This is a genomic window from Pseudomonas sp. GW822-FHT07A10, assembly GCF_058798795.1.
In genome coordinates, this window is sequence record NZ_JBXAKV010000006.1 from 151034 (window position 1) to 175836 (window position 24803).

The 24803-nt window shown below is 59.5% G+C and carries 23 protein-coding genes; 7 read left to right on the plus strand and 16 right to left on the minus strand.

All coding sequences use genetic code 11. From position 1 onward, the window contains the following. The first annotated feature begins 57 nt into the window (after window positions 1-57). The gene (locus AC1RL4_RS12785) at window positions 58-996 is read left to right on the plus strand and encodes a LysR family transcriptional regulator (protein ID WP_230172830.1); all 939 of its coding nucleotides are present in this window, start codon (window positions 58-60) and stop codon (window positions 994-996) included. Between the two features lie 96 nt (window positions 997-1092). Here AC1RL4_RS12785 and AC1RL4_RS12790 read toward each other — a convergent pair whose 3' ends face one another. The 3 genes from AC1RL4_RS12790 to AC1RL4_RS12800 form a co-directional block, all read right to left on the minus strand. Beyond that, window positions 1093-1653: a lipid-binding SYLF domain-containing protein gene (locus AC1RL4_RS12790; RefSeq protein WP_018928229.1), complete on the minus strand. Its 561-nt coding sequence runs from the start codon at window positions 1651-1653 to the stop codon at window positions 1093-1095. A 242-nt stretch (window positions 1654-1895) separates the two neighbouring features. Further along, window positions 1896-2168 (minus strand): hypothetical protein, encoded by a 273-nt coding sequence (locus AC1RL4_RS12795; protein ID WP_026331910.1) that lies wholly within the window; start codon window positions 2166-2168, stop codon window positions 1896-1898. Between the two features lie 218 nt (window positions 2169-2386). After that, the gene (locus AC1RL4_RS12800) at window positions 2387-2788 is read right to left on the minus strand and encodes a GFA family protein (protein WP_081791051.1); all 402 of its coding nucleotides are present in this window, start codon (window positions 2786-2788) and stop codon (window positions 2387-2389) included. Window positions 2789-2971: 183 nt separating this feature from the next. Here AC1RL4_RS12800 and AC1RL4_RS12805 point away from each other — a divergent pair, with 183 nt between their 5' ends. Further along, on the plus strand, window positions 2972-4333 hold the full coding sequence (locus AC1RL4_RS12805; RefSeq protein WP_230172828.1) for an MATE family efflux transporter: 1362 nt from the start codon (window positions 2972-2974) through the stop codon (window positions 4331-4333). Between the two features lie 8 nt (window positions 4334-4341). Here AC1RL4_RS12805 and AC1RL4_RS12810 read toward each other — a convergent pair whose 3' ends face one another. The 7 genes from AC1RL4_RS12810 to AC1RL4_RS12840 form a co-directional block, all read right to left on the minus strand. Then, window positions 4342-5091, minus strand: coding sequence for an SDR family oxidoreductase (locus AC1RL4_RS12810; RefSeq protein WP_028939749.1), 750 nt, complete (start codon window positions 5089-5091; stop codon window positions 4342-4344). A 249-nt stretch (window positions 5092-5340) separates the two neighbouring features. Beyond that, the gene (locus AC1RL4_RS12815; protein WP_096480746.1) at window positions 5341-6276 is read right to left on the minus strand and encodes an SdiA-regulated domain-containing protein; all 936 of its coding nucleotides are present in this window, start codon (window positions 6274-6276) and stop codon (window positions 5341-5343) included. Further along, on the minus strand, window positions 6273-7793 hold the full coding sequence (locus AC1RL4_RS12820) for an ArnT family glycosyltransferase (protein WP_019582029.1): 1521 nt from the start codon (window positions 7791-7793) through the stop codon (window positions 6273-6275). Before AC1RL4_RS12820 ends, AC1RL4_RS12815 begins: the two co-directional genes overlap by 4 nt. 3 nt (window positions 7794-7796) lie before the next feature. After that, window positions 7797-8075 (minus strand): lipid-A-disaccharide synthase N-terminal domain-containing protein, encoded by a 279-nt coding sequence (locus tag AC1RL4_RS12825; protein ID WP_018928220.1) that lies wholly within the window; start codon window positions 8073-8075, stop codon window positions 7797-7799. Next, a complete protein-coding gene (locus tag AC1RL4_RS12830) occupies window positions 8072-8812 on the minus strand; it encodes a glycosyltransferase family 2 protein (protein ID WP_019582030.1) in 741 nt (246 codons plus the stop codon). Before AC1RL4_RS12830 ends, AC1RL4_RS12825 begins: the two co-directional genes overlap by 4 nt. Before the next feature lie 47 nt (window positions 8813-8859). Beyond that, window positions 8860-9837 (minus strand): NAD-dependent epimerase, encoded by a 978-nt coding sequence (locus AC1RL4_RS12835; RefSeq protein WP_204124365.1) that lies wholly within the window; start codon window positions 9835-9837, stop codon window positions 8860-8862. Window positions 9838-10127: 290 nt separating this feature from the next. After that, a complete protein-coding gene (locus AC1RL4_RS12840) occupies window positions 10128-10916 on the minus strand; it encodes an alpha/beta hydrolase (RefSeq protein WP_230172827.1) in 789 nt (262 codons plus the stop codon). A gap of 255 nt (window positions 10917-11171) precedes the next feature. Between AC1RL4_RS12840 and AC1RL4_RS12845 the strand changes: the two genes are divergently transcribed. Beyond that, window positions 11172-11990 (plus strand): aldo/keto reductase, encoded by an 819-nt coding sequence (locus tag AC1RL4_RS12845; RefSeq protein WP_230172826.1) that lies wholly within the window; start codon window positions 11172-11174, stop codon window positions 11988-11990. A 152-nt stretch (window positions 11991-12142) separates the two neighbouring features. On the opposite strand, the gene AC1RL4_RS12850 is transcribed toward AC1RL4_RS12845, so the two are convergent. From AC1RL4_RS12850 to fnr, 3 genes are all read right to left on the minus strand, one after another. Beyond that, complete coding sequence (locus AC1RL4_RS12850) at window positions 12143-13957, minus strand: DAHL domain-containing protein (protein ID WP_230172822.1); 1815 nt, start codon at window positions 13955-13957, stop codon at window positions 12143-12145. A gap of 171 nt (window positions 13958-14128) precedes the next feature. Beyond that, a complete protein-coding gene (locus AC1RL4_RS12855; RefSeq protein ID WP_230172821.1) occupies window positions 14129-15112 on the minus strand; it encodes a zinc-dependent alcohol dehydrogenase family protein in 984 nt (327 codons plus the stop codon). A 33-nt stretch (window positions 15113-15145) separates the two neighbouring features. Continuing rightward, complete coding sequence (gene fnr, locus AC1RL4_RS12860) at window positions 15146-15892, minus strand: fumarate/nitrate reduction transcriptional regulator Fnr (protein WP_230172820.1); 747 nt, start codon at window positions 15890-15892, stop codon at window positions 15146-15148. A 217-nt stretch (window positions 15893-16109) separates the two neighbouring features. On the opposite strand from fnr, the gene AC1RL4_RS12865 reads away from it, so the two are divergent. Then, entirely contained in the window at window positions 16110-18491 is a 2382-nt protein-coding gene (locus AC1RL4_RS12865) for a phosphoketolase family protein (RefSeq protein WP_230172819.1), read from the plus strand. Between the two features lie 16 nt (window positions 18492-18507). Here AC1RL4_RS12865 and AC1RL4_RS12870 read toward each other — a convergent pair whose 3' ends face one another. The 3 genes from AC1RL4_RS12870 to groL all read right to left on the minus strand — a co-directional run bounded on the left by AC1RL4_RS12870 (window position 18508) and on the right by groL (window position 22578). Continuing rightward, on the minus strand, window positions 18508-18933 hold the full coding sequence (locus tag AC1RL4_RS12870; RefSeq protein WP_111453728.1) for a potassium channel family protein: 426 nt from the start codon (window positions 18931-18933) through the stop codon (window positions 18508-18510). A gap of 55 nt (window positions 18934-18988) precedes the next feature. Continuing rightward, complete coding sequence (gene ftsH / locus AC1RL4_RS12875) at window positions 18989-20815, minus strand: ATP-dependent zinc metalloprotease FtsH (protein WP_204124361.1); 1827 nt, start codon at window positions 20813-20815, stop codon at window positions 18989-18991. Between the two features lie 146 nt (window positions 20816-20961). Beyond that, the gene (groL, locus tag AC1RL4_RS12880; RefSeq protein ID WP_230172818.1) at window positions 20962-22578 is read right to left on the minus strand and encodes a chaperonin GroEL; all 1617 of its coding nucleotides are present in this window, start codon (window positions 22576-22578) and stop codon (window positions 20962-20964) included. Window positions 22579-22874: 296 nt separating this feature from the next. Between groL and AC1RL4_RS12885 the strand changes: the two genes are divergently transcribed. From AC1RL4_RS12885 to AC1RL4_RS12895, 3 genes are all read left to right on the plus strand, one after another. Continuing rightward, window positions 22875-23372: a BCAM0308 family protein gene (locus AC1RL4_RS12885; protein ID WP_230172989.1), complete on the plus strand. Its 498-nt coding sequence runs from the start codon at window positions 22875-22877 to the stop codon at window positions 23370-23372. 90 nt (window positions 23373-23462) lie between these two features. Further along, window positions 23463-23696 carry a hypothetical protein gene (locus AC1RL4_RS12890; protein ID WP_028939740.1) on the plus strand — a complete coding sequence of 78 codons (234 nt, stop codon included), beginning with the start codon at window positions 23463-23465 and terminating at the stop codon, window positions 23694-23696. A 175-nt stretch (window positions 23697-23871) separates the two neighbouring features. Then, on the plus strand, window positions 23872-24756 hold the full coding sequence (locus AC1RL4_RS12895; RefSeq protein WP_028939739.1) for a universal stress protein: 885 nt from the start codon (window positions 23872-23874) through the stop codon (window positions 24754-24756). Window positions 24757-24803 lie beyond the last annotated feature (47 nt).

Here is a 24803-nt window from a genome sequence, read left to right on the forward strand (position 1 = left end):
CAAAGCGCTTTTTTTGTGTTGCAATACCACGTTGTGAAAAGTGCAATGAGGTGGCGCATGGCATTGGATATGTTGGGGGAACTTGAAGCCTTCGCGACGGTGGCTCGCAAGCGCAGCTTCGTCGCGGCAGCACGAACTCTGGGGCGCTCTCCCAGCGCGCTGACCCGCGCAGTTCAGGCCTTGGAGGAAAGTGTCGGAGTCAAGTTGTTCAATCGCTCCTCCAATGCCGTGAGCTTGACCGAGGCGGGTGAGCGCTTGTTGCCCCACGCCTACAAAATGCTGGATCTGCAACGTGAGGCGGATGAAGACCTGGCCGGCATCAGTGGCCAGGCCTACGGCTGGGTCCGCTTTTCCGCCCCCGAGTTTCTCGGGCACGGGGTATTGCCCCGGCTGATCGCGCGGTACGCCGAGCGTTATCCAGACGTGAACGTCGATGGGATTTTCACCGATGAAACCATCGACCCGGCCAAGAGCAAACTGGACTTCTCGATTCGCGGCGGCTATCCGCAATCCAGTGACCTGATCGGCTTTCCACTCTGGAGTTATTCACGTTATCTGTACGCCAGCCCCGAGTATCTGGAGCGGCACGGGATACCCGACTCCATCGAGGCGCTGGAGGCGCACTCGCTGATCCTGCACACGGCGCCGCGGATTCTCAAGGAGTGGAATTTTCGTAGTGAGACGCAGGCCATCAGCGTTCGGACTCACCCCAAGTTCCGCTTCAACTCCGGTTCGGCGGCGTTCCAGGCGGCCCTGGCGGGCCTCGGCATCGCCCGCCTGGCGGACTGGCTGGCGGAGCCCGAAGTGGAAGCGGGGCGCCTGCTGCGGGTCTGTCCCCAGTACAAACTCACCTCCAGCAGCGGTGAGAGCCCGCAGATGCACGCGGTGTACCCGGCCGGGAATCTGCCGCTGCGGGTGAAGTCATTGCTGGAGATGATCCGTGGCTATGGCGAAAGCCTTGATCGAAAGCACGCAGTAACGCTCCAGGGTGGCTGATGCATCACCAATTGCGGACACAAAAAACGGGCGCCCTTCAGGTGCCCGTTTTTGTCTGCTCCATCGCTTGCGCCCGTAAGCGCCAAACGACCGGTTCTAACGCTTGATCAGGGAAATCTTGGTGCCTTCGATGCTGACGCCAGCCATTAACCCTTGCTGGTCGAAAATGAACGCGTAGGCATCGCCCTTCAGCGTCGTACTGGACAGATTTTTCGCCACACCCGCATCTACCAATACAACAGTGGGGCCTACGCCGATTTCCCAACCCTTGGTTTTACGTACATAGTCCACGGCTTTGTCGGTCATCAGGAAAACCGCATAGGCATACGACTGTGCGCCTGCCTGTAGCCCCCAGGACCCGGTTACGGTGTTGTAGTAATTCTCTACTTTCTTGTTCTTCAACAATACGCCTTCGCCGTAGCTGCCGCCGAATACAAGGCCCGCCTTGACGATATTCGGGAAGACAAGAATCGCTTTGGCATTGTGCGAAATGGATTCGGCCAGTGGTGTGGACTTGTAAAGAGTTTGCAACGCTTGCTGAGAGTCGGCATTCAGATCCTCAGCGGTTGCCGCACCTGCGGTGTTCAGGAAACTTGCCGATACCAGTGAAGCTGTCGCAAGGACGATCGATAAGAAGAACCGCATTGACTGAGTCATGTCAGGTACTCCAATACGGGAGCATTGGATGTCAGCAGCAGCCAGCACTTGCCCCGGCAGAATCCGGGCCTGCTGAAATTATCCGGCGCACCCTAAAGTGGTGTGAGCTACTGGCTTCGCCCTTGAATGAAGCAGGCCGGCGGCCTGTGATCAGTAGCGATGCCATCACTGGTTTCGACCTCTGCGTGTTGGCCGGGTTCGAAAAAAACAAAACGGGCGCCTGACGAGGCGCCCGTTTTCATTTATTCCGCGGCCTGCGCCCGCAAGCGTCTGCCGATCACATCCATCAAATCACAACCATCGCGCAACGGTATGGCCAGCAGTTTGGCAAAATCCGACAGCACCACCGTGTCGCAACCGATCTCGGCGCGGAAGGCGATGTTTTCCAGCACCTGCGTGACCGCGCGGATGCGGTAGTCGGCCATGGCTTGCAGGACGTCGAGTGGGGCTTGGGTGTCGATGAGCAGGGAGGCCGGGATCAGGTCGATTCCGGTGAGGGGCATGTATCTATCCATAGGTGAAACTCCGAATCAGATTTAAAGGGACTGATCCGATCTGCAGGTCGCCAAACCTGGTCGCTTCGTGGGCGGCGGGGTGACTATAGGTTCTTCGCGCCAGTAGGGGGTAGGGGCGATTTCCGAGGTTGGTGTAGGACTTGTATGTAAAGCTGGCGTGATCAGTTTGGTTGAAAGTTGGAGCCCGGAGCATGCAGCGTTGCGTATCTGCTTAGCGCTCATTCGCACGGCGGATACGATTCGGGAAGTTCATACCATGGTGCCTTGGAGGCAACATGAATATGTTTCTGTTTCTGCGGTATGAAGGGAGTGTCCAGCGTGCCCAGAGCTACAGAAATCCAATGGGCGTACTCGCCTTGAATTCTTGACCAGAACAATGTCGAGCCACAGTGCGCACAGAACTGGCGAAGCACAGATTTGGACGAAGGGTAGGACTTGATATCAGATGCGCCGCTCAAGATCCGAAAGTCACTGCGTAGAACACTGCCGTAAGTAGCGAATGCCGCCCCGTGGCTTTTCCGACACTGGCCGCAATGGCAATGATTCACCGCTTTTGGCGGAACAAGCATCTCGTAACTCACCGCTGCACAAAGGCAGCTTCCCTGGTAAACCTTCGTCACTCACTCGACCTTCCGTGAAAAATAGAAGCTTAACGACCACGCACTCATCCGTCGATCGTTCGCTTTCGGCCTAGCCCGGAAGCAGCCATTACACATCCAAATCCACAAAATAGGAGCGCGTTGTTCCCAGTTCCGTAGCGTAGAATTTCCAAAACGCCAGCCCCCACCCGAGACGGACCCTCAATGCAAACCCCAGCCAAACCTCAACACCCACTCTGGCAAACCTACCTCCTATTCCTCGCCCCCATGGTCCTCTCCAACTTCCTCCAGTCCATGTCTGGCACCGTCAACAGCATCTACATCGGCCAATTGCTCGGCACCCAGGCGTTAGCGGCGGTATCGGGCATGTTCCCCGTGGTGTTCTTCTTCATCGCCCTGGTTATCGGCCTCGGTGCGGGCGCCGGGGTGTTGATTGGTCAGGCCTGGGGCGCCCGTGAGCCGCATCTGGTGAAGGCCATCGCCGGTTCGACGCTGCTGTTGGGGGCGATGATCGGGTTGGTGGCGGCGGTGTTGGGCAGTGTGTTTGCCCGGCCGGCGTTGCAGGGGTTGGGCACGCCGGGGGATGTGCTGGACGATGCGGTGGCGTATGCGCATGTGATGATGTGGATTTTGCCGTCGCTGTTGGTGTTTGTGTTGTTCACGCAGTTGCTGCGTGGGGTGAGCGATACGCTGTCGCCGTTGTTGGCGCTGGTGGTGTCGACGTGTGTCGGGTTGGCGCTGACGCCGGCGTTGATTCTCGGTTGGTTGGGGCTGCCGCCGATGGGGATTCAGAGTGCGGCGTGGGCGGGGTTGGTGGGTAACCTGTCGGCGATGGGGTGGCTGGCGTGGCGGTTGATTCGCAAGGGGCATCCGTTGGCGCCGGATCGGGAGATGTTTGCGGCGATGCGGCTCGACAGGGTCATCCTCGGCAAGGTGCTGCGCATCGGGCTGCCGACCGGGTTGCAGATGGTGGTGCTGTCGTTGTCGGAGTTGGTGATTCTGGCGCTGGTGAACCAGCACGGCTCCCAAGCGACGGCGGCGTACGGGGCGGTGACGCAGATCGTCAATTACGTGCAGTTCCCGGCGCTGTCGATTGCGATCACGGCGTCGATCCTTGGCGCGCAGGCGATCGGGGCCGGGCGCATTGAGCGCATGGGGGAGATTTTGCGCACCGGGTTGTTGATCAACGTGTGCCTGACCGGCGGCCTGGTGCTGTTGGGTTATCTGCTGTCGCACTGGTTGCTGGGGTTGTTTCTTACGGATGATTCCACCCGGGCAATGGCCGAGCACTTGTTGCACATCATGCTCTGGAGCCTGCTGGTGTTTGGTTTTCAGGCGATTGTCGGCGGCATCATGCGCGCCAGCGGCACGGTGTTGGTGCCGGTAGCGGTGTCGATTGTGTGCGTGGTCGGGGTGCAGTTGCCGGTGGCGTATCTGCTGGATGCGCGCTTTGGGTTGCCTGGAGTGTGGATGGCGTTTCCGGTGGCGTATCTGGGCATGCTGATGCTGCAGACGCTGTATTACAAAATGGTCTGGCAGCATCAGAAGATCGAGCGGTTGGTGTAGGGGGCCTCTCAAGTATTGCTCTTGAGCCAGGTCTCGAAGCGTGTCGGCCCGACGATGGGGTGCTCGCCCGGCGTCAGCGAGTGGTCATCGATCGGCGCGCCGAAGTAGGGGACAGTGTCGTCCGGTTGGGCCTGGCGCGGGTCGTTGGTGTGTTGCAAAAACAAGCGCACGAACTCCACCAGCGGCCAGCGCTCAGGCCCGGCCACTTCCAGGGTGTTGTTGCTCGGCGCTTGCACGGCGACTTTCGCCAGCGCCGTCGCGACGTCGAACGCGGCAATCGGTTGCAACGCGGCGGAGGTCAAGCGCACGGTGTCGCCTTCCTGTACGCCCGAGTGGGAAATGGCCCCAATGAATTCAAAGAACTGTGTGGCCCGCAGGATTGTGTAAGGAATGCCTGAGTCCTTGATGAGTTGTTCCTGGGCCATTTTTGCCCGGAAATAGCCGCTGTCGAGCATGCGCTCGGTGCCTACTACCGACAGCGCGACATGGTGTTTGACCCCGGCGGCCTTCTCGGCGGCGAGCAGGTTGCGCCCGGAGGTTTCGAAGAACTCGAGCACGGCGGCATCTTCGAAGGAGGGCGAGTTGGCCACGTCGACCACTACATCGGCGCCTTGCAAGGCGTTTTGCAAGCCCTCGCCAGTGAGGGCGTTGACGCCGGTGCTGGGTGACGCGGCCAGGGTTTCATGCCCCAGGTCTTGCAGGTTTCTGCAGAGCTGCCTGCCGATCAGCCCGGTACCGCCAATCACAACGATTTTCATGACGAGTCTCCCGATGCGTGTGCAGTGGGGTGCGAGGTGTCAGCCCCGCTTGGACATCGTGTTTCTGGTCGGGGAGGGGGCTGGCTTGGAATCCTGCAACCATTAAAGACCCGGAATCGGTTTAATGGCGCAAGGGGCGGGAAGTTGTCCGATAGGTGGTCAGTTCAGCCGTGATGCGATCCGTAGCAGCTGCCGAGCTTGCGAGGCTGCTGCTACGGATAGTGCCGGCACCATCCGGTGCAAAACCCATTATTGCTTCTGCTGATTCTCCGCCACAGCAGCTTTGGACTTGGAGAACCGATAGAACAGGTTGGGCTCGCTCACAATGTAAAGCTCGCCGGAGGTGTCCATGGTCATGCCTTCGGCTTGCGGTATGGTTTTTTTCAGGTCATTCAGGCCGAGCAGGGAGCGGAAGCTGACGAAGTTGCCGTCTTGGTCCAGTTCGGTCACGTTGTTGGATTGCTCGCTCAATAACAGCAAGTGACCGGTCCGCGGATCGTAGTAACCCTCGGAAAGGTCCAGGCCGGAGACGCTACGGTCGATCCAATGGGTCAAGTCCTGGATGTGCACCTGCAACGGGCTGCCGATGGACGCCAGCATGCCCGTGACCGTAAACAGCTGCCGCGGATCGCGCTCCTTGATCGCGAAGATACGATCATTGGCCGCGTCATAGGTCACGCCTTCAAAGCCCTTGTTGTGTTCGCTCAGGTTGATCTCGATGGCAACAAACGGGGTGTTCTCGACATGGATCGGGCCAGGGCTGTCCGGCAAGGTGACGACGTACAGTCGCTGCAACTGTTCATCGGCGATCACTACGCGACCGTTACCGAGGTAAGCAAGGCCTTCGGTGTCCTGGAAGCCGATCAGCGGGTAACGTTCAAGCAGATCACCGTTGCGGTTCATGGCCACAATCTGCATGGGCCCACCATTGGTGATGCCCAGCAGCCGATCATGGTCCGGGTCATAGGCGATGCCGGACAGATTGGTGATGTCCGCGACAGGCTTGGCCTGGATCACGGCTTTATAGTCCGGCAGCCAGATATTTTTATCGGGCGCCTGATTGCCATGCCAGAGGGTTTGCCAGTACGCATAAAGCTGCTGGTGGACCATGAAGCGTGCGGAAACCACGTAGGCGCCAAGTAGTACAACAATGAAAAATACTCCCAGCGTCCATCTCTTGCTCATGACCTGTCCTTGTCCCAGCTGAAGCGATAGACCTTGGCGGGTTGTCCGGGCTGGCATTGGCCGTTATCGGCATCGGCGCCCACGATCGACCACTGCGCACGAGATGTTTCGCCCAGCTCATGAGCGGCTTGGGGATTGAAACACTTGCTCAGCACATCGTCGGGGACCAAGGCGTAGGCGTCACGGTGTTCGCGCAGCCACTGCGCCGCCAGTTCGACCGTAGAGTTGGTCATCCCGAAATGCACGATCGGCTGCCGGGCGAATAACCAGTGGCCCTCGCGCCAGTTGACCAACACCAGATCGGCGCCGTGGGTCATGGTCGCCGCCTGCGCCATGATCGCTTCATGGGGGTTTTGACCTTCCTTGATCGGCTCGATAAACCCGCGGGCGAACCACAGAACAAACCAGGTCGCCACCAGCGCCTGGAATACCCGCATACCGCGCGGACGCTTTCCAAACCAGCGCTTAAGCAGCCAGGGAATCAGTGGCGCCGCCACCAGTACCAGACCGGGCAACGCCGGATAGATGTACAACTTGCGCTTGCCGGTGCTCAGGCAGAAAAACAGCACCACCAGCACGACCCAGCTCAGCAGCACCAGCACTCGACCGTCGTGCTTGCGCAGTTGCTTGCGCCAGGCCGGCACCAGCCACGGCAGGGCCAGCACCAATGGCAGCCAGTATTGCGGGATCACGTTGACGAAGAAGTACCAGAACGGTTCGCGATGGTCCCACGCGGCGGCATAGCGTCCCGCTGTCTGGCGCAGCAGGATTTCTCGCGCATAGGCGACTTCTTCAGCGGTGCCATTGAGCACGATGGACAGTGCCAGAGGCAGCAGCCAGATCGCGATGGCGCCGAGCGCCACCAAAAAGCCCAGGAACCACTTGCGCTTCTGGCCGGGCATGGCCACCACGCCGGACCAGTTTTTGCGCACCGCGTAGGCATACGGAATCAGCATCAAGGCCGGGACGAAGCCGACCCCTTTGGTGATGATGCCAATGCCCATGGCGGCGCAGCCTACGTAAAACCAGCGCCAGGCCGGCCCGAGCAGCAGGTGCCGTGCCAGTCCGTACAGACCCAGGGAGGTGAACAGAATCAACAGGCTGTCGATCTGGCCGGTACGCAGGATGCTATAAGTCTGATAGGTGGCCAGGTACAACAGCGCCGCTATTCGACCAATGCGCTGATTCCACAGCCGACGGCCCAGGTCGTAGACCACGGCCGTGACCGTCGCCGCCGACAACATCCCCGGAATATACAGGGCGAGGGCGGGCAGGCCGGTGAGCCACGCGAAGAACGCCACCATCCACATGAAGACCGGCGGTTTATCGCCGTAGATCTCCGCAGCGCGGTGAGGGATGAACCACGACCCGTTGTGCAGCATCTCCAGCGCTACGCCGAGGAAACGTTCCTCGTCGACGTTTTGCGGTTGACGCAGCCCAAGGCCAGCGCCGATCAACAGCAAGGCAAGCAGCACCAGGCCCAGGCATTCGATGCTGGGCGACAGGTTTTTACGCATGGCTCAGTCCTTCAGGTGTTTGGTGCGGGCAATCAATTGCAAATTGCGCAGATAGACGATGGAACCAAAGGCCTGGCCGGCGATGAACACCGGGTCTGCCCGGTAAATGGCATAAGCGAGCAGCAGGGCGCTGCCGACAATGCTCAGGTACCAGAAACTCACCGGGATCACGCTGCGTTTTTTGTACTCGCTATACAGCCACTGCAGGATGAAGCGACCGGTAAAGGCGATCTGGCCAGCGAAGCCGACCACCAGCCACAGGGTTTCGCGGGAGAGGTTCATCCTTCGATCTCCTGCGCGTTGGTGTTCAACCGCGTGCGCTTGATCAGCCACCACACACCGAACAGGTCGAGAATACCCACCAGGGCGCGGTCGATGTTGCCGTATTTGGACACCCCGGCGGTGCGGGGCCGGTGGTTGACCGGGTGGACGATCATTCGGCCGTTGTGACGCTGGATCAGCGCGGGAATGTACCGATGCATGTGGTCGAAGTACGGCAGGCGCAGAAACGCCGCGCGCTCGATCAGCTTCAGCCCGCAACCGGTGTCCGGGGTATCGTCATTAAGCAGGCGGCGACGCAGCCCGTTGGCGAAACGCGAAGCCCAGCGTTTGCTTGCGGTATCGCGGCGGTTGACCCGGTGCCCGGCCACTAGCTGAACGTCGACCAGACCCTTTTCACCGCGCACCAGCGCCAACATCCCGGGGATGTCCGCAGGGTCGTTTTGACCGTCGCCATCAAGCGTGGCCAGCCATTGCCCCCGGGCGGCGATTGCCGCGTGGTAGAGCGAGGTGCTTTGCCCCAGCGAGCGCTCATGGCGCAGGATGCGCAACGCGTCCAGGCCATTGTTTTTCAGCTGCCGCAGTTCATGCAGGGTGGAGTCGGTGCTGCCATCGTCCACCACAATGATTTCGTAGGCCTCATCGGCCAATGCGGCGCGGACTTCCTCAAGTAACGGCTTGAGGTTGTTTGCTTCGTTCTTTGCTGGAATCAGTACAGATACAAAAATGTCTTGGCTCATAGAGTCCCCCCCTTGCTCCTTGGTCTTTTATTTATCAAGGGCTCGATTCATATCTGATAGAAGTGGCGATACCACTTCACAAATTCTGCTACACCGGTCTCGACCGTCACTTGAGGACGGAAGTCGACCCACTCGGCCAGTGCCGAAATATCGGCCCAGGTCTTGACCACATCGCCTGCCTGTAGCGGCATGAAATTACGTTGGGCCTTGATGCCCAGCGCCGATTCCAGGCAGTCGACAAACTCCAGCAGCGGCACGGGTTGGCCACGGCCGATGTTGAAAATCCGGTTGACGCCAGCGCCCGGCTCGTTCGGCACCGGTGGCTTGGAGCGCAGGCGGGCGATGCTTTCGACGATATCGTCGACATAGGTGAAATCGCGCGACATCTGGCCATGGTTATAGATGTCGATCGGCAAACCTTTGATGATCGCCTCGGTAAACTTGAACAGCGCCATGTCGGGGCGCCCCCAAGGTCCGTAAACGGTAAAAAAGCGCAATCCGCTGGCTTTCAGGCCATAGAGATGGCAATAGCTGTGTGCCAGCAGTTCATTGGAGCGTTTGGTGGCGGCGTACAGCGAAATGGGATGATCGACGGCGTCTTCGACGCTGAACGGCATTTTGCTGTTGGTGCCGTACACCGAGCTGCTCGAGGCATAGATCAGATGTGCGGGGCGATGGTGCCGGCAAGCTTCCAGCACATTCAGAAAACCCACCAGATTGGACTGCGCATAAACATCCGGGTTGTCCAGTGAATAGCGAACACCCGCCTGGGCGGCCAGGTGCACAACCTCGGTAAAAGCGTGAGTTTCGAACAGCGCCATCAAGGCCGGTTTGTCGACGATGTCCATGGCCTGGAAGCGAAAACCCGGCAAGGACTCCAGCTCCTTGAGCCGCGCGTGTTTGAGTTCTACGCTGTAATAGTCGTTGAGATTGTCGATACCGACGACTTCAAGGCCTTCTTGACACAAACGCTTGACGGTGTGATACCCGATGAAACCGGCGGCGCCAGTAACCAGAACAGTCATGAGGCCTGCGCCTGTGCGTGACTGATTCCGATTCTGCGCAAAGGACGCTTTTGCATCACAATACAATCCCCTGTAAGTACTCGTACTCGCTGATCAGTATATTTTTTGGGCTTGTTACCACCATTGGCTCCATGCCTTGCTCCATTGTATTGGTAAAGCCCTGTGCGGTGCTCATCATGAGCCGCAGAACTCGCAGCCGTATACCCTGCCAGTTGGATTGTAAAAAAAACGTTAAGTATTTACTTCGTTTTTCTGACCGTCTGCTTAAAAACGTGCTGCTGTGAGGGTGCTCACAACGCGGCGCCCAGCATTTGCAGGTAGTTGGGGCTCTCGGAGATCGAGTTGTGGCCCGTGTCCGGTATGACCTGCAGCGATGCTACACCCTTGGCGAAATGCGTGTAGAGCTGGTCTGTGCTTGCGCGCGGTACGACTTCGTCGTGCTCGGCCGCAACCAACAGCGTCGGGACCGTGATATGAGCGGCGTATTTCCAGGACTCGAACTTGTCCTGCAACAGCCATTTCACCGGGAACCAGGGAAACTGGCGGGCGGCGAGGTCTTCAAGGCTGTTGTAGGGCGTGATCAGGATCAGCCGCGACGCCGGTCGCTGGCTGGCCAGGCGCACGGCAACGCCTGAACCCAGGCTGCGCCCGATCACTGCAATATCGGGATGGCTGTTGTAGACATAGTCGAACAAGGTCATGGCATCACGCTGAATCGCCTCCTCGGACGGCGACCCGGTACTGCCTCCGTAACCTCGGTAATGCAGCAAGTAGATCGCATGATCCGCAAACGCCTGCGAAAACCCGGGCAGGCTGCGGGAAACGTCCTCGGCATTGCCACCAAAATAGATCAACGCCTTCGGCCCGTCGTGTGGCCTGACGGTCACCAGCACCTGCGCGTCGGCGACTGACAAGGCAAGCAGTGATTCGGGTGTGCCGATGGCGCGAGGTTGCGGGTAGTAGATGAGGGCCCGTTGAAACACGAACAGCGCGACGCAGAGCAGCAGGTATGCAACGGCAATGAAAGCGAAGAGAGACACCAGGGTTCGCGACATTCGGCTAAGTTTAGTGGACGGCATGGACTGCTTCGGGCCTTGAGACAGCTATTGCTGGAGCGTCGCCAGAGTGTAGTCCAGCAATTTCAGCTGTGCAGAAGCGCCGCCCAATGCCCGTGTGGGTGCGAGCACCTGTGGCGAGGGGGCTCGCCCCCGTTCGACTGCGTAGCAGTCGTAAATCCGTTGCATGCGGAGTACCTGATACACCGCGACTGCAGGTTTTGGGGCCGCTTCGCAACCCAACGGGGGCAAGCCCCCTCGCCACACGGAGGCAAGAACATGCTGACCCGAGCGATTCCTTCCAGCAACGAGCCGTTGCCCATCGTCGGCTTGGGTACTTATCGCGGTTTTGATGTCACGCCCGCCGACGCCGCTTACAAGCAACTGCAGGCGGTGCTCAGCGCGTTGTTCGAGAAGGGTGCAAAGGTGATCGACAGTTCGCCCATGTACGGTCGCGCCGAGCAGACCACCGGTGAGTTGCTGTCGATCCATCAACCGCGCTCGCCAGCATTCCTGGCCACCAAGGTCTGGACCCGTGGCCGCGAGGAAGGCATCGCGCAGATGGAGCAGTCGTTCAAACTGTTGCAGACCGACCGGATCGACCTGATGCAGATTCACAACCTGCTGGACTGGAAAACCCATCTGCCGACCCTGCGTCAATGGAAGGCAGAAGGGCGTATCCGCTACATCGGCATCAGCCATTACACGGCGTCGGCCTACGACGAAGTGGAGGCGGTGTTGAAAGGTGAGCCGATGGATTTTTTGCAGATCAACTATGCCCTGGACGACCGCGCTGTCGAGAAGCGAATCCTGCCGCTGTGTCGTGAGCGCGGTGTGGCGGTGATCTGCAATCGGCCCTTCGGTGGCGGGGGCCTGATCGCTCGATTGAAAGGCAAACCGCTACCGGGATGGGCTGCGCAAGTGGGGATCAACAGCTGGGCGCAACTGGCGCTCAAGTTCCTGCTCGCTCATCCGGCGGTGACCTGCGTCATCCCCGGCACCAGCAACCCGCGCTACATGACGGAAAACGCCGGTGCAGGTAGAGGACCGATGCTCACGGATGCACAGCGCCAGCAGTTGATTGCGCTGGTGGGTTGACGGCTACCTTGTAGCAGCTGCCGAGCAGCGCGAGGCTGCGTTCGGCTGCGCAGCAGTCGTGAGTCCGATTGACGCGGTCTGCCTGATGCACCGCAAGCTCTGGTTTGACGACGGCTTCGCCGCCGAACGCAGCCTCGCAGGCTCGACAGCTGCTACAGGCTTACGGCGGCCGGCATTACCTGCGCCGTCTCCAGCGGAATCTCCAGGGTAAAAACCGCTCCCTGGCCGGGGCCGTCGCTATGGACGCTAAGGTGGCCGTTCATTTCCACCGCCGCGAGCGCGCAGCTGTGCAGGCCGAATCCATGGCCTTCCTTGCGCGTGGTGAAGCCGTGATTGAAGATGCGGGTCATGTTCTCGGCGGCGATCCCTTCGCCCTGATCCTCTACGCTGAAGCGCAGCGTTGCGTTATCGATAATCCTGACGCCCAGCGTCATACGGCGCTCATGATCGCTGACCCTGGACATCGCATATTTGGCATTGCTGATCAGGTTTATCAGGATCAGCAGCAGTCGGTGTTTGTCGCCGATGATGGTCGGTGTGGCCTGGTAGTCTTTAATGACGGTGACATGGTGTCGACTCAAGGCGCCGGAATTCATGCGTAACGCATCTTCGAACAGATCGACGACATTCAACGGCTCGACCAGCCGGGCGGCGCCGGCATAGGCCTGTTGGGTGGCAACAATATCCTTGATGTGATCGATGCTCTTGGTGAGTTGCGCCAGCTCGTCAACGATGCTCGATTGCTCGGCCGCGATGGAATCCACCAGTTGATTGAAGTAAAGGGGCAGCAGTTTGCCTTTTTCATCGTGCGTCATGAACTGACCCAGGTCTTCGGCATGTTCATTGATCATTTTTACCGCTTTGCCCAGGCCGAGGGTTTTGCTGGTCGACAATTTGCGGGTGATCAATTCCGCGGAGACGTTAACGCTATTCAACACATTACCGACGTTGTGCAGCACGTTGGTCGCGATCTCTGCCATACCGGCCATCCGCGCGGCGTCGATCAGTTCGCGCTCGGCTTCAAACAGTTCGCGGGTGCGTTCCTCGACCCGTTGCTCCAGCCGCTCGTTCGCTGTCTGCAATTGGTTGTTCATCTTGTTGATCAGCGCATAACTGCGAATCAGACGGGCGGCCAGGTACAGCAACAGCAGCGCCATGATGCCGGCGCAGATCCCCAGGTAGAGGTGGTATTGGCGATCTGTCGCGGCTGTGCGCCGTTGTGTCTCGTTCAATAATTCGTTGATGCTGTCCAGTTGCTGTGCAACCGGAATGACACTGATGCGATCAACCAGGTCATTGACGATGGGCTGCTCTCGAACAATGGCATTCACAGCGTCTACGAGTGCAGTGAAAGTCGGGCGCCGTTCAGGCGGCAGTTGATTGATGTACTCATTCAGATATTCCAGATGCCCGGAGATTTCTTCGGCCCGTTCGCTGCTGACATAGAGGGCGTATTCAAGGGTGTCCAAGGTAAGGTCGAACACCACTGAGGCCGCCCGGGCATCCACCGACGAGAGTTTGTCGTTGGAATCTTCCTGCAACACCCGAATGGCATCTTCCAGCGTAGGCAGGGCCTCGAATGCTGTTCGCAAGGCCGTGTTGTGCTGTTTGAATTGCTCAACCAACCGGGCTTTGTTTTCTACCGCCTCCAGATAACCCTGGCGTCGGGTTTGCCAAAGGGTCGGGAGCGGGCCGACAGCGTTGAGGCTATCGAGCTGTTGCCAGCGCTCTTCCGCTTCAGGCGGCGCCACCAGCAACAGGTTGTTGTTCATGCCGATTTTGGCTCGCAGGAGCTTCACGTTCCAATTGGCATCGTATTGCTTGAGTTGACGAACGAAGTCGCGCGATTCGAAGTAGGTCGATGTGTCGTACGAGTAGGATTTGATCAGCAAAAATATCAGTACGCTGAAGAGGGTCAGTGCAATGGCTGCCAAGGCAGACCATTTGTAATGATTAGAAATCTGCATGGCGGCATTCCTCCCTGATACAGGCTGTCCTGAGAGAGAGAGGCTGCCAACGGTCAATTAATTCCATTTTTTGCGCTCCCTGCAAAATGACGAGTCATCGCCACGTCATCCGTAAGCCTAGCGTTGTTGGTGGACGGTGCCGGAAAAAACACCGCACAGCTGGGGCGAGCGTCAGGGGACGAGCACGATCGCCCCTTTGACCTGACCGGCCCGCAGGCTTGCCAGCGCCTGATTGGCATCGTCCAGGGCAAAAGAGGTGACGTCGCTGTGCACGGGCGTATGACGCAGCTCTGCAAAAAACGCCGTGCCGTCTTCGCGGGTCAGGTTCGCCACCGAGCGGACGCTGCGTTCTCCCCACAGCAGTCGATAAGGGAAACCGGGGATGTCGCTCATGTGGATGCCGGCGCAAATCACACAACCGCCCTTGACGCTGGCCTCCAGCGCCAGCGGCACCAGCGCACCGACGGGGGCGAAGATCAGGCTGGCGTCGAGCGGATGCGGCGGCGGCTGATCCGAAGGGCCTGCCCACACGGCTCCCAGCGTTCGGGCATAGGCCTGGCCCTCGCTGTCGCCCGGTCGAGTGAAGGCGTACACCTGCTGCCCCCGTCCTCGCGCCACCTGAATCGCCAGATGCGCCGCCGCGCCGAAGCCATAAAGGCCCAGGTGGCGTGCGCCTTTGGCCATTTGCAAGGCGCGAAAACCGATCAGCCCGGCGCACAGCAGCGGTGCGGCTTCGGTGGCCGAGAGCGTGTCAGGGAGGGGGAAACAGAAGCGCGCGTCGGCAATGGTGTAATCGGCATAACCGCCATCCAGATGACAGCCGGTAAACTGTGCCCGGTCGCAGAGGTTTTCCCGGCCCGAGCAGCAAAACGTGCACTCACCGCACGTCCAGCCTAGCCAGGGAACGCCGACGCGCTTGCCGACCCAGTCGGGTGCGACATCGGCGCCCACCGCTGTCACTTCACCGACGATTTCATGGCCCGGCACCCGCGGCAGCACTGCTTGCGGCAATTCGCCGTCCACCAAATGCAGGTCGGTGCGGCACACGCCACAGGCCAACACCTTGATCAACAGTTGCTGCGCGCCGGGCTGCGGCACGGGACGTTCTTCGCGTTGCAGCGGCTGGCCGGGGGCATGCAGAACCATGGCGCGCATAACGACTCTCCAAAACCGATGCACCGCAAGGCGTCAGAGGGGCGCCTCCCGGTGGCAGCCGGCGACCAGTTGCTTGAGCCCGTCCAGATTCAGCACTTTGACGTTACGCCCGGAAATCTCGACCAGTTCCGAGTCCCGTAGATGAGCGATGCCCCGACAGATGGTTTCCAGACGCAGGCCCAGGTAGGAGCCGATCTCTTCGCGACGCATCTTCAGCACAAAATCTCGGGACGAGTAACCTCGAATACTCAGCCGTTGCGACAGGTTCAGCAGGAAGGCGGCCAGGCGTTCATCGGAGTTCATGTTGCCCATCATCATCAGCAGGTTGTGCTCACGGACGATTTCCCTGCTCAGGATCTTGTTCATGTTGTGCTGCAACGAGGGCAGCTCCAGAGCGAGCTTCTCCAGTTGGGTGAAGTTGAAGGGGCAGACTTCGCTGTCCTCCAGGGCAAAGGCACTGCAGGTGTGATGATCGTCGCTGATGGCGTCCAGACCGAGCATCTCGCCGGGGATCTGAAACCCGGTGACCTGCTCGCGACCGTCGACCGACAGCATGCTGGTCTTGAATGAGCCAATCCGCACCGCGTAGAGCGAGCGCAACGGATCGCCGGCCCGGTACAGGGCTGCACCTTTTTTAACCTTTACGCGCTGAATGATCAGGGTATCCAGCCGTTCGACTTCGTGGCTGGTCAAGCCAATCGGCAGACACAACTCCAGAACGCTGCAATTGGCACACGCGGCTTTCAGATAATGATGTTGATATGGCCGGGTTTCAGGCATTGCAAAAGTCCCCCCCTGACAGGAGCTAAAAGCATAGTTCGGATCCCTCGTTTCAATCGGGCGTTTACAGATAGAGTCGATGAGCGGGGGAAAAGCTTGTTCCTGTTGAGCCGGGATAGACCGCCTAAGACTTGATGTAAATCAAGTCTTAGGCGGTGCAGACACCCAGAATCGACGCATGTCTTGCGGTTTACCCCAGGCCCTGGCGGAGGACGTCATGAGCGATTTTCTGAGTGCCGAGCAACTGGAAGGGCTGGATGCCTACTGGCGGGCGTCCAATTACCTGGCGGTCGGGCAGATCTACCTCAAGGACAATCCGCTGCTGGCGGTGCCGCTGACACTGGCAGATGTAAAGCCACGGTTATTGGGGCACTGGGGCACGACGCCGGGGTTGAACCTGATCTATACGCACCTCAATCGCCTGATCACCACCCACGACCTGAACATGATCTTCATCGCCGGCCCCGGGCACGGCGGGCCGGCCGTCGTGGCCCAGACCTACCTGGAAGGCACGTACACCGAGTGCAACCCGTCGGTGGGGCGCAATACCAATGGCCTGGCCCGACTGTTTCGGCAGTTTTCCTGGCCGTATGGCATTTCCAGCCATGTGTCGGCGCAGATTCCGGGGTCGATCCATGAAGGCGGCGAGCTGGGCTACAGCCTGGCCCATGCCTATGGCGCCGCGTTCGACAATCCGGACCTGATCGTGGCGTGTGTGATTGGCGACGGCGAGGCGGAAACCGGGGCGTTGGCGGCCAGTTGGCATTCCAACAAGTTCCTCAACCCGGCGCGTGACGGGGCGGTGCTGCCGATTCTGCATTTGAACGGATACAAAATCGCCAACCCGACGGTGCTCTCCAGCATCAGCGAGGAGGAGTTGTCGGCGTTGATGTACGGCTATGGCTACGACCCGTATTTCGTCGAAGGCGATGACCCGACAGAGGTTCATCAAACCCTGGCCAGAACGCTGGACACCATCGTGCAGGAGATTCGCGACATTCAGCGGGGCGCGCGTCAACGATCATCGTCCCGGGCAGTGGAGCGACCCCTGTGGCCAATGCTGATCTTGCGCACGCCCAAGGGCTGGACGGGGCCGACATTCGTCGATGGCCAGCGGGTCGAAGGCACCTGGCGGGCGCATCAAGTGCCCTTGGCCGACTTCCAGCAGCCGCAGCATTTGCGGCAACTGGAGGAATGGCTCAGCAGTTACCGCCCCGACGAATTGTTTGACGCCAATGGCACCTTGTTGCCCGAGATCGCGGCGTTGGCGCCGACCGGCCATCGGCGAATGAGCGCCAACCCCCACGCCAACGGTGGGCTGCTGTTGCGCGCGCTGGACCTGCCACGGTTCACCCAGTATGCGGTGAACGTCGAGACGCCCGGTGGCCTGCGGGCAGAGGCCACGCGGGTGCTGGGCCGGTTTTTGCGCGACGTGATGAAATGCAATCTGACGTCGAGCAATTTTCGCCTGTTCGGCCCGGACGAAACCGCCTCGAACCGGCTGGATGCGGTGTATGAAGTCAGTGCCAAGGCGTGGATGGAGCCGCTGGGGCCTGATGACGTCAATCTGTCGACCGATGGCCGGGTGATGGAGATTCTGAGCGAACAGGTGTGCGAAGGCTGGCTCGAAGGTTATTTGCTGACCGGCCGGCATGGGGTGTTTTCCTGTTACGAGGCGTTCATCCACATCGTCGACTCGATGTTCAACCAACATGCCAAATGGCTGAAAACCGCCGCCGAAGTGCCATGGCGCAAACCCGTGGCCTCGCTCAACTATGTGCTCACCTCCCATGTCTGGCGCCAGGACCACAACGGTTTTTCCCATCAGGACCCGGGGTTCATCGATCTGGTGGCGAACAAAACGGCGGACGTGGTGCGGATCTACCTGCCGCCCGATACCAATTGCCTGCTGTCAGTGGCCGAGCACTGCCTCAGGAGCCGCAACTACATCAACGTGATTGTGGCCGGCAAGCAACCGGAGTGGCAGTGGCTGGACATCGATGCCGCCATTCGTCATTGCCAGGCCGGTATCGGACGCTGGGATTGGGCCTGCCGCGATGACAGCGATCCCGACGTGGTGATGGCCTGTGCCGGCGACGTTCCGACCCTGGAAACCCTGGCGGCGGTCACTTTGCTGCGCGAATACGTGCCGGATCTGCGGGTGCGGGTGGTCAATGTCGTCGACCTGATGGTCCTGCAGCCGTCGTACCACCATCCCCACGGTTTGCCCGACAGCGCCTTCGATGAATTGTTTACCGTCGACCGGCCGGTGATCTTTGCCTTCCACGGCTACCCCGCGCTGATCCACCGGCTGCTGTACAAGCGCACCAATCATGAAAACTTCCATGTTCGCGGCTTCAAGGACGAGGGGGCGACCACCACGCCGTTCGACATGGCGGTGCTCAATAATCTGGATCGGTATCAGTTGGCCCTGGATGTCATCGAGCGCGTGCCCAGGCTGCACGATCAACTCCAGACCGCCCGGGCGCGTTACTGGGCGACGATGGAGAAACACAAGCTTTACCTCATCGAACACGGGCAGGACATGCCCGAAGTGATGGAGTGGCAATGGACGCCTGCGCCGGGCAATCAGGGCTGATGGACGGCGCCCGGCGCTATTTGCTCTTCCAGTACTTCTGCATCTCCAGAAACAGGAACGAAGCGGTCCAGGAAATCAGCACCAGCCCTGTCAGTGCCTCCAACCCGGTCAGGTACTTGAGGTTTCCCATGGGTGAAATGTCGCCGAAACCGATGGTCGTGAACGTGGTGAAGGAAAAGTACACGCAGTCCATGAACGAACCATCGAAATTGCCGCTCAGGCTGCCCCATTCACCGGAGCGGATCAGCAGGTAATAGACCAGCGCGAAACACCAGACCTCTAACGCATGGGCCGCCATCGCGCCGAATACCCCGACGACGATCCGGAAGCGGCTCCAGAGTTTGAGCCTGGGCAGCCAATCGTTCAGACGCAGCAGGCATTCGTAGTGGATCACCACCGTGATGACCACCACCAACGTGTTGATCAGCGTGACTGCGAACATGATGAGCCTTCAGCGATGGGGGCAGGGCGCCGTATCCGGGCGATTGATCGGTGCGTCACGGTGCGGGTAATGCCGGGGTGGGCTTGAATGGCATCAGCGGCGGGAACTCCTCGGGCGTGAGGGTTTCCTTTTCCAGCAACAGACGGGCACCCTCATCCAAGTCGGCCCGACGACTCTGGAGCAGCGCCTTGGCCCGTTGGTAGGCTTCATCGAGCAGGGCGCGAATACCCAGGTCGATTTCCCGGGCAGTCTGTTCCGAATAATCCTTTTCGCCCATCGTGGCCATGCGATCTCCCAGGTACGTTGGGGTTTGCTTTTCCAGCACCGACTGGCCGAGCTCAGGGCTCATGCCGAAGCGGGTGATCAGTTGCCGGGCGATATCGGTCGCGCGGCCCAGATCGTCGGCGGCCCCGGTGGAGATCTGGCCGTAGACAAGGTCCTCGGCGGCGCGTCCGGCCATCAGCACGACAATCCGGTCCTTGAGTGTCTGGCAACTGATCAGGAAGTGATCCTCGGTCGGTCGCTGCAAGGTATAGCCCAGTGAGCCGATGGCCCGGGGCACAATCGACACTTTATGCACCGGGTCCATGGCCGGCAGGCTGCTGGCGGCCAGGGCATGCCCCATCTCGTGATAGGCCACCACCCGGCGCTCGTCGGCATCCAGCAGGCTGCTCTTGCGTTCAAGCCCCGCGATAAGGCGTTCCACCGCGGCGGTGAAGTCGTTCAGGCTGACCGCCTCGGCGCCGCGACGGGTGGCGACGATGGCTGCTTCGTTCACCAGGTTGGCCAGGTCGGCGCCGGTGAAACCAGTGGTGATTTCGGCGATACGCGCGCTATCGAGGCCTGGTTCCACGGTGATTTTCTTTAGATGAACCTTAAGAATCGACTGCCGCCCTTTGCGATCGGGGCGGTCGATCAGAATCTGCCGGTCGAAGCGCCCAGCGCGCAACAGCGCCGGATCAAGGACCTCCGGCCGGTTGGTTGCGGCCAGCAACACCACGCCCTCCCGCGGATCGAAGCCGTCCAGCTCGGCCAGTAACTGGTTGAGGGTCTGTTCTTTTTCGTCATTGCCGCCCAACACGCCGACGCCACGCATCTTGCCCAGCGCATCGAGTTCATCAATGAAGATGATGCAGGGCGACGCCTGGCGGGCCTGTTCGAACAGGTCGCGGACCCGGGCCGCACCGACCCCGACGAACATTTCGACAAACTCGGACCCCGAAATCGAGAAAAACGGCACACCGGCTTCACCGGCGATGGCTTTGGCCACCAGGGTCTTGCCGGTGCCTGGCGGGCCGACCAGCAAAGTGCCCTTGGGGATGTGCGCACCCAGGCGTGCGTATCGGGCTTTGTTCTTGAGGAACGAGACAATTTCCACCAGTTCGGCCTTGGCTTCGTCGATGCCCGCGACATCGGCGAAGGTCACTCCAGTGTCCCGTTCGACAAAGATCCTGGCCCGCGACTTGCCGACATTCATCAACCCGCCAAGGCCTTGTTTGTCCGCCATCCCGCGAAACAGGAAATGCCAGAACACCATGATCATTATGAACGGCAATAACCAGCCCAACAGGCTGTTCATAAAGGTGTTTTCGTTGACTCCGGTAAAGCCGACGCCCGATTGGGAGAGTTCGGTCGCCAGCGACGGATCGACCCGCACCGTGGAGAACCGGTCACGTCCGTCGATGGGCTCCACCAATTTGCCGCTGATCCGGTCCTTGTCGATCTGCAAGTCACTGACTTTTTGCTCGTTCAACAATTGCATGAACTGGCTGTAGGGCAGGGGCTGCACGGCCTGGCGCTCGACAAAGAAGACCTGCATGAGGCCCATGACGATAAAAGCGATCGCCAAGTAGGACAGGTTCCACTGGTCGTTCTTTTTCATGGCCTTGGCTCAGAGTGGGAACGCATATCGGTAAGCCCGCGGCCAACCCGTTTTATAAAGATAGCCTGCTTCAGCTTCTCCCTCGCGCAGGGCGCCGGATGATGTGCACAGAGACCTTGTGTCTGGATCACCTCACCTCGTGCCGGTCATTCAGGAAACGGTGGCTGGGCAGGCGATTCCTTTTCTGGAATATCCGTCATGGTCGCCTCGGTGAGCAGCAGGACACTGGCGACCGACACGGCATTTTCCAGGGCAATGCGTACCACTTTGGTCGGGTCGATGATGCCGGCTTCGTACATGTCCACATAACAATTGGTTGCCGCATCGAAGCCCACGTTGCCCGGTTCGGCGAGCATCCGGGCAATGACCACGCCGGCATCCACCGCCGAGTTTTCAGCGATGAACCTGGCCGGTGCTTCCAGAGCCCGGCGCAGAATCTGCAGGCCGGTTTTGACATCGCCCTCATGGTTGGCTTCTTCGGCTGCAATCATCGGCACGGCTTTGAGCAGGGCCAGACCGCCCCCCGGAACAATGCCTTCGGCGATCGCCGCCCGGGTCGCGGAAATCGCGTCGTCGAGTGCATCCTTGCGCGATTTCATTTCCGCTTCGGAAGGCGCGCCGACGCGGATCACCGCCACGCCGCCAGACAGCCTGGCCAGGCGTTCCTGAAGTTTTTCCCGGTCGTAATCGCTGGTGGTGTTGTCCATTTGCACGCGGATCTGTTGCAGGCGCGCCTCGATAGCCTCGCGTGCACCTGCGCCGCCAATCAGCGCGGTGCTGTCTTTTTGCACCACGACGCGATGAGCCCGGCCCAACTGGCTCAATTCCACCTGTTCGAGGTTGATCCCCAGCTCATTGGAGATCACGGTTGCGCCGGTCAGAACGGCAATGTCCTGAAGCATTTCCTTGCGTCGATCACCGAAGCCTGGCGCCTTGATCGCCACTGCGCGCAATACCCCCCTAATCTGGTTGACCACCAGCGTGGTCAACGCTTCACCCTCTATGTCGTCGGCGATCAGGACCAGTGGCTGGCCACTTTTGGCAATCAGTTCCAGCAATGGCAGCAGGTCTTTGAGCACCCCGATCTTATGGTCACAGAGCAGCAGGTAGGCATCGTCAAGTTCGGCCTGCATCTTCTCGGTATCGGTTACGAAGTAGGGCGAGACATATCCACGATCCAGACGCATCCCTTCCATGACCTCGACCACTGTTTCGGTGGTCTTGGACTCTTCGACACTGACCACACCTTCAATGCCGACCTTTTCCAGAGCGTCGGCCACCAGTTGACCGATGACCGCGTCGTTATGGGCCGAAAGCGTGGCCACTTGGGCCTTTTCCTTGGGCGTGCTGACCGGGCGCGATTGCGCCAGCAGTGATTGCATGACCAGAGAAAGCCCCCGGTCCATACCGCGCTTGAGGTCGATCGCACTGGCGCCGGCGACGACGTTGCGGATGCCGTCGGCCAGCATTGCATGGGCCAGGACCGTCGATGTGCTGGTCCCGTCCCCCACGGCCTCGCCGGTGCGTTCCGCCGCCTGACGCAGCATTTGCGCACCCAGATTCTCCTCGGGGTCCAGCAGGTCGATCCGTTTGGCAATTGTCACGCCATCGTTGCAGACCGTCGGATTGCCCCATTTATTCTGGATCAACACCGATTTCGATTTCGGTCCCAGGGTCACCCGGACAGCGTCCGCCAATTGTGTGGCTCCGCTGAGGATTTTCTCGCGAGCGCCAGCACGAAACAGGATTTTAGTGTGAGCCATCAGGTTGTTCTCCTGAAGAGTTCTGCATTGTTTCAGCTTCTATGAAATGGCAGGTGCAGCGTTGATTTTTATCAACAAAGTCACATAGGCAGGCGTGCAGTCGCAGTACGTACCGTTCGGATGATCGACCGTCGGTTGTTGGCCCGAATTGACAAATATCAACCTGCGCCGCAGCAAACCGGGCCCAAATGAAATCTTCAAATCCACCGTGTTTTCAGTGGACCTGACTGGAGGGGGGCGATTTGAAAACACGGTTCGCGTGGGATTTTCAGCCAACTCATTTGCGAGGAAAGACCATGGACAAGTTTCGGCAGAGTCAGAAAAACCAGCTGTTCAAAACACCGGCCCATGATCCTTATTGCTTGCCGAAAATCGAAGGCTCTGCCGTCTGCCCGCAGTGTGGGGCCGCTTACCAGGCAGGTAACTGGACCTGGAAAGTTCCTGAAAACACGGTGGTTCATGATGCGCAATCAGTGACCTGTCCAGCCTGTCAGCGTACCAATGACAACAAGCCGGCGGGTACGCTCACGCTATCGGGCAGCTTCTTGGCCGCGCATCGAAGCGAGATCATCAACCTGATCGAAAACACCGAGAAAAACGAAAAAGCGGAGCATGCCCTGGAGCGCATCATCAGCCTGGCCGACTCCGAAGGCGCGCTGGTTGTAACCACCACGGGCATCCATCTCGCGAACCGCCTGGGTCATGCACTGAAAGCGGCCTTCAAAGGGCACGCCGATTATCAGTACAGCGATGATGAGTTCGGGGTGAACATCGACTGGACGCGTGACGAGTAGAACCGGGCGAGGGTGTACTCGACGCTACGAACTTGAACAAGTGACAGGAGGTCGGGATCGTTTACTGGTACTTGCGGGAGGAGTACGACCATGATCGCCAATGATTCAACGACACAATTTTCTGCCTGTTCTGAATCAATCAATCGATGTTCGGTGCTCTTTGCTGAGGCCGACCAACTGAGTAAACAAGCCTATGCGTTGTTGAGTGAGCCTGTTTCGACCCAGACGATACAGCGATTTTCTGCAGCGAAAAAACTGGCGGATGACAAATACCGTCAAGCCCACCAGGAATGGTTGAAAACCATCAGCAAGAGCGACTCATGATGGAGGGCTGCTGCCGGTAGCCTGCCCGGCGAAGGTATTTGATTTATATCAACGCCAAAGCGATTCCAACGGAGGACTCTGGGTTGACGCTGGTGCCTGGTCCAGCGAGGGCGCACCGACCGCGCCCTCGCAACAGGCCATGACGCGTTGAAGCCCACCTGCCTGGAGTCAGATCATGAGCCAGTATCAACGGTTGTTATTGATCATCAACCCAGCCCTGCGCCAGTCTCCTGCGATACAACATGCGGCGGCCCTGGCCAAGGCCAGCGGGGCACGTTTGCATATCGCTGCCTTGATAAAGTCGTTGGATATTCTGTCGCTGCTTGAAGAGGGCGTGCGGGAAACGGCGCGGGAGACCTACTTGCAGGACCACCGCGACTGGTTGAAGTATCAGGCAAAAAATATCCGTGGCCTGGGGATCGAGGTGACGGCAGAAGTGGCCTGGGCCGATGACCTGCAGCAGGACATTCTGGATCACGTCACGGAAATGCAGCCCGACCTGTTGATCAAGGAGGTTCAGCATGAATCGGCGCTCAAGCGCGCGTTCTTCACCCCGCTGGATTGGCACTTGCTGCGCCACTGCCCGGTGCCGGTCTATCTGGTGGGCGGCGGTGGCCATACCTTGCCGCACAAGATCGTGGCCGCCGTTGACGCTTCGGGTACCGATGCCGACAAAGAGTTGAATGACCGGATCATCCAGCAGGCCAATGGCCTTGCGCTGCAGTGCAATGCCGAGTTGCACTTGCTGTACGCCTGCGACACGACAGACTATCTGGGCGATATGGGCGGCGGTGGCCTGACTCTGTCGCAGCTGACCAAGCAGCTGCGCAGGGAACTGGAAAAATCGTTCCTGGCGCTGGCCGGTCGGTACGGTGTGGCCTCTGACCGTCGGCATTTCATTCTGGGGCACCCAGTCTCGGCGCTGAGTGAGTTTGCCGAGGCAAATCAGGTGGACGTGATCGTGATGGGCAGAGTCCAGTCCCATGGATTGAACAAACTGGTGGGCAGCACGACCGAACATATTCTGTATCAGGTGCCATGCAGCGTCCTGGCGGTCTAGGGACAGTCCCGTTCACGGTTGATCACACCCCTGGGTGACGAGTTGTG

Coding starts and splice junctions, on each gene's coding strand:
- AC1RL4_RS12885 (WP_230172989.1), top strand. CDS start 22,875: ATGGACAAGTTTCGGCAGAGTCAGAAAAACCAGCTGTTCAAAACACCG.
- AC1RL4_RS12815 (WP_096480746.1), bottom strand. CDS start 6,276: ATGAGCAAGAGATGGACGCTGGGAGTATTTTTCATTGTTGTACTACTT.
- fnr (WP_230172820.1), bottom strand. CDS start 15,892: ATGCCTGAAACCCGGCCATATCAACATCATTATCTGAAAGCCGCGTGT.
- AC1RL4_RS12850 (WP_230172822.1), bottom strand. CDS start 13,957: ATGCAGATTTCTAATCATTACAAATGGTCTGCCTTGGCAGCCATTGCA.
- AC1RL4_RS12840 (WP_230172827.1), bottom strand. CDS start 10,916: ATGCCGTCCACTAAACTTAGCCGAATGTCGCGAACCCTGGTGTCTCTC.
- AC1RL4_RS12835 (WP_204124365.1), bottom strand. CDS start 9,837: ATGACTGTTCTGGTTACTGGCGCCGCCGGTTTCATCGGGTATCACACC.
- AC1RL4_RS12805 (WP_230172828.1), top strand. CDS start 2,972: ATGCAAACCCCAGCCAAACCTCAACACCCACTCTGGCAAACCTACCTC.
- AC1RL4_RS12810 (WP_028939749.1), bottom strand. CDS start 5,091: ATGAAAATCGTTGTGATTGGCGGTACCGGGCTGATCGGCAGGCAGCTC.
- AC1RL4_RS12820 (WP_019582029.1), bottom strand. CDS start 7,793: ATGCGTAAAAACCTGTCGCCCAGCATCGAATGCCTGGGCCTGGTGCTG.
- AC1RL4_RS12845 (WP_230172826.1), top strand. CDS start 11,172: ATGCTGACCCGAGCGATTCCTTCCAGCAACGAGCCGTTGCCCATCGTC.
- AC1RL4_RS12830 (WP_019582030.1), bottom strand. CDS start 8,812: ATGAGCCAAGACATTTTTGTATCTGTACTGATTCCAGCAAAGAACGAA.
- AC1RL4_RS12855 (WP_230172821.1), bottom strand. CDS start 15,112: ATGCGCGCCATGGTTCTGCATGCCCCCGGCCAGCCGCTGCAACGCGAA.
- AC1RL4_RS12865 (WP_230172819.1), top strand. CDS start 16,110: ATGAGCGATTTTCTGAGTGCCGAGCAACTGGAAGGGCTGGATGCCTAC.
- AC1RL4_RS12870 (WP_111453728.1), bottom strand. CDS start 18,933: ATGTTCGCAGTCACGCTGATCAACACGTTGGTGGTGGTCATCACGGTG.
- groL (WP_230172818.1), bottom strand. CDS start 22,578: ATGGCTCACACTAAAATCCTGTTTCGTGCTGGCGCTCGCGAGAAAATC.
- AC1RL4_RS12795 (WP_026331910.1), bottom strand. CDS start 2,168: ATGGATAGATACATGCCCCTCACCGGAATCGACCTGATCCCGGCCTCC.
- AC1RL4_RS12895 (WP_028939739.1), top strand. CDS start 23,872: ATGAGCCAGTATCAACGGTTGTTATTGATCATCAACCCAGCCCTGCGC.
- AC1RL4_RS12890 (WP_028939740.1), top strand. CDS start 23,463: ATGATCGCCAATGATTCAACGACACAATTTTCTGCCTGTTCTGAATCA.
- AC1RL4_RS12790 (WP_018928229.1), bottom strand. CDS start 1,653: ATGACTCAGTCAATGCGGTTCTTCTTATCGATCGTCCTTGCGACAGCT.
- AC1RL4_RS12785 (WP_230172830.1), top strand. CDS start 58: ATGGCATTGGATATGTTGGGGGAACTTGAAGCCTTCGCGACGGTGGCT.
- ftsH (WP_204124361.1), bottom strand. CDS start 20,815: ATGAAAAAGAACGACCAGTGGAACCTGTCCTACTTGGCGATCGCTTTT.
- AC1RL4_RS12825 (WP_018928220.1), bottom strand. CDS start 8,075: ATGAACCTCTCCCGCGAAACCCTGTGGCTGGTGGTCGGCTTCGCTGGC.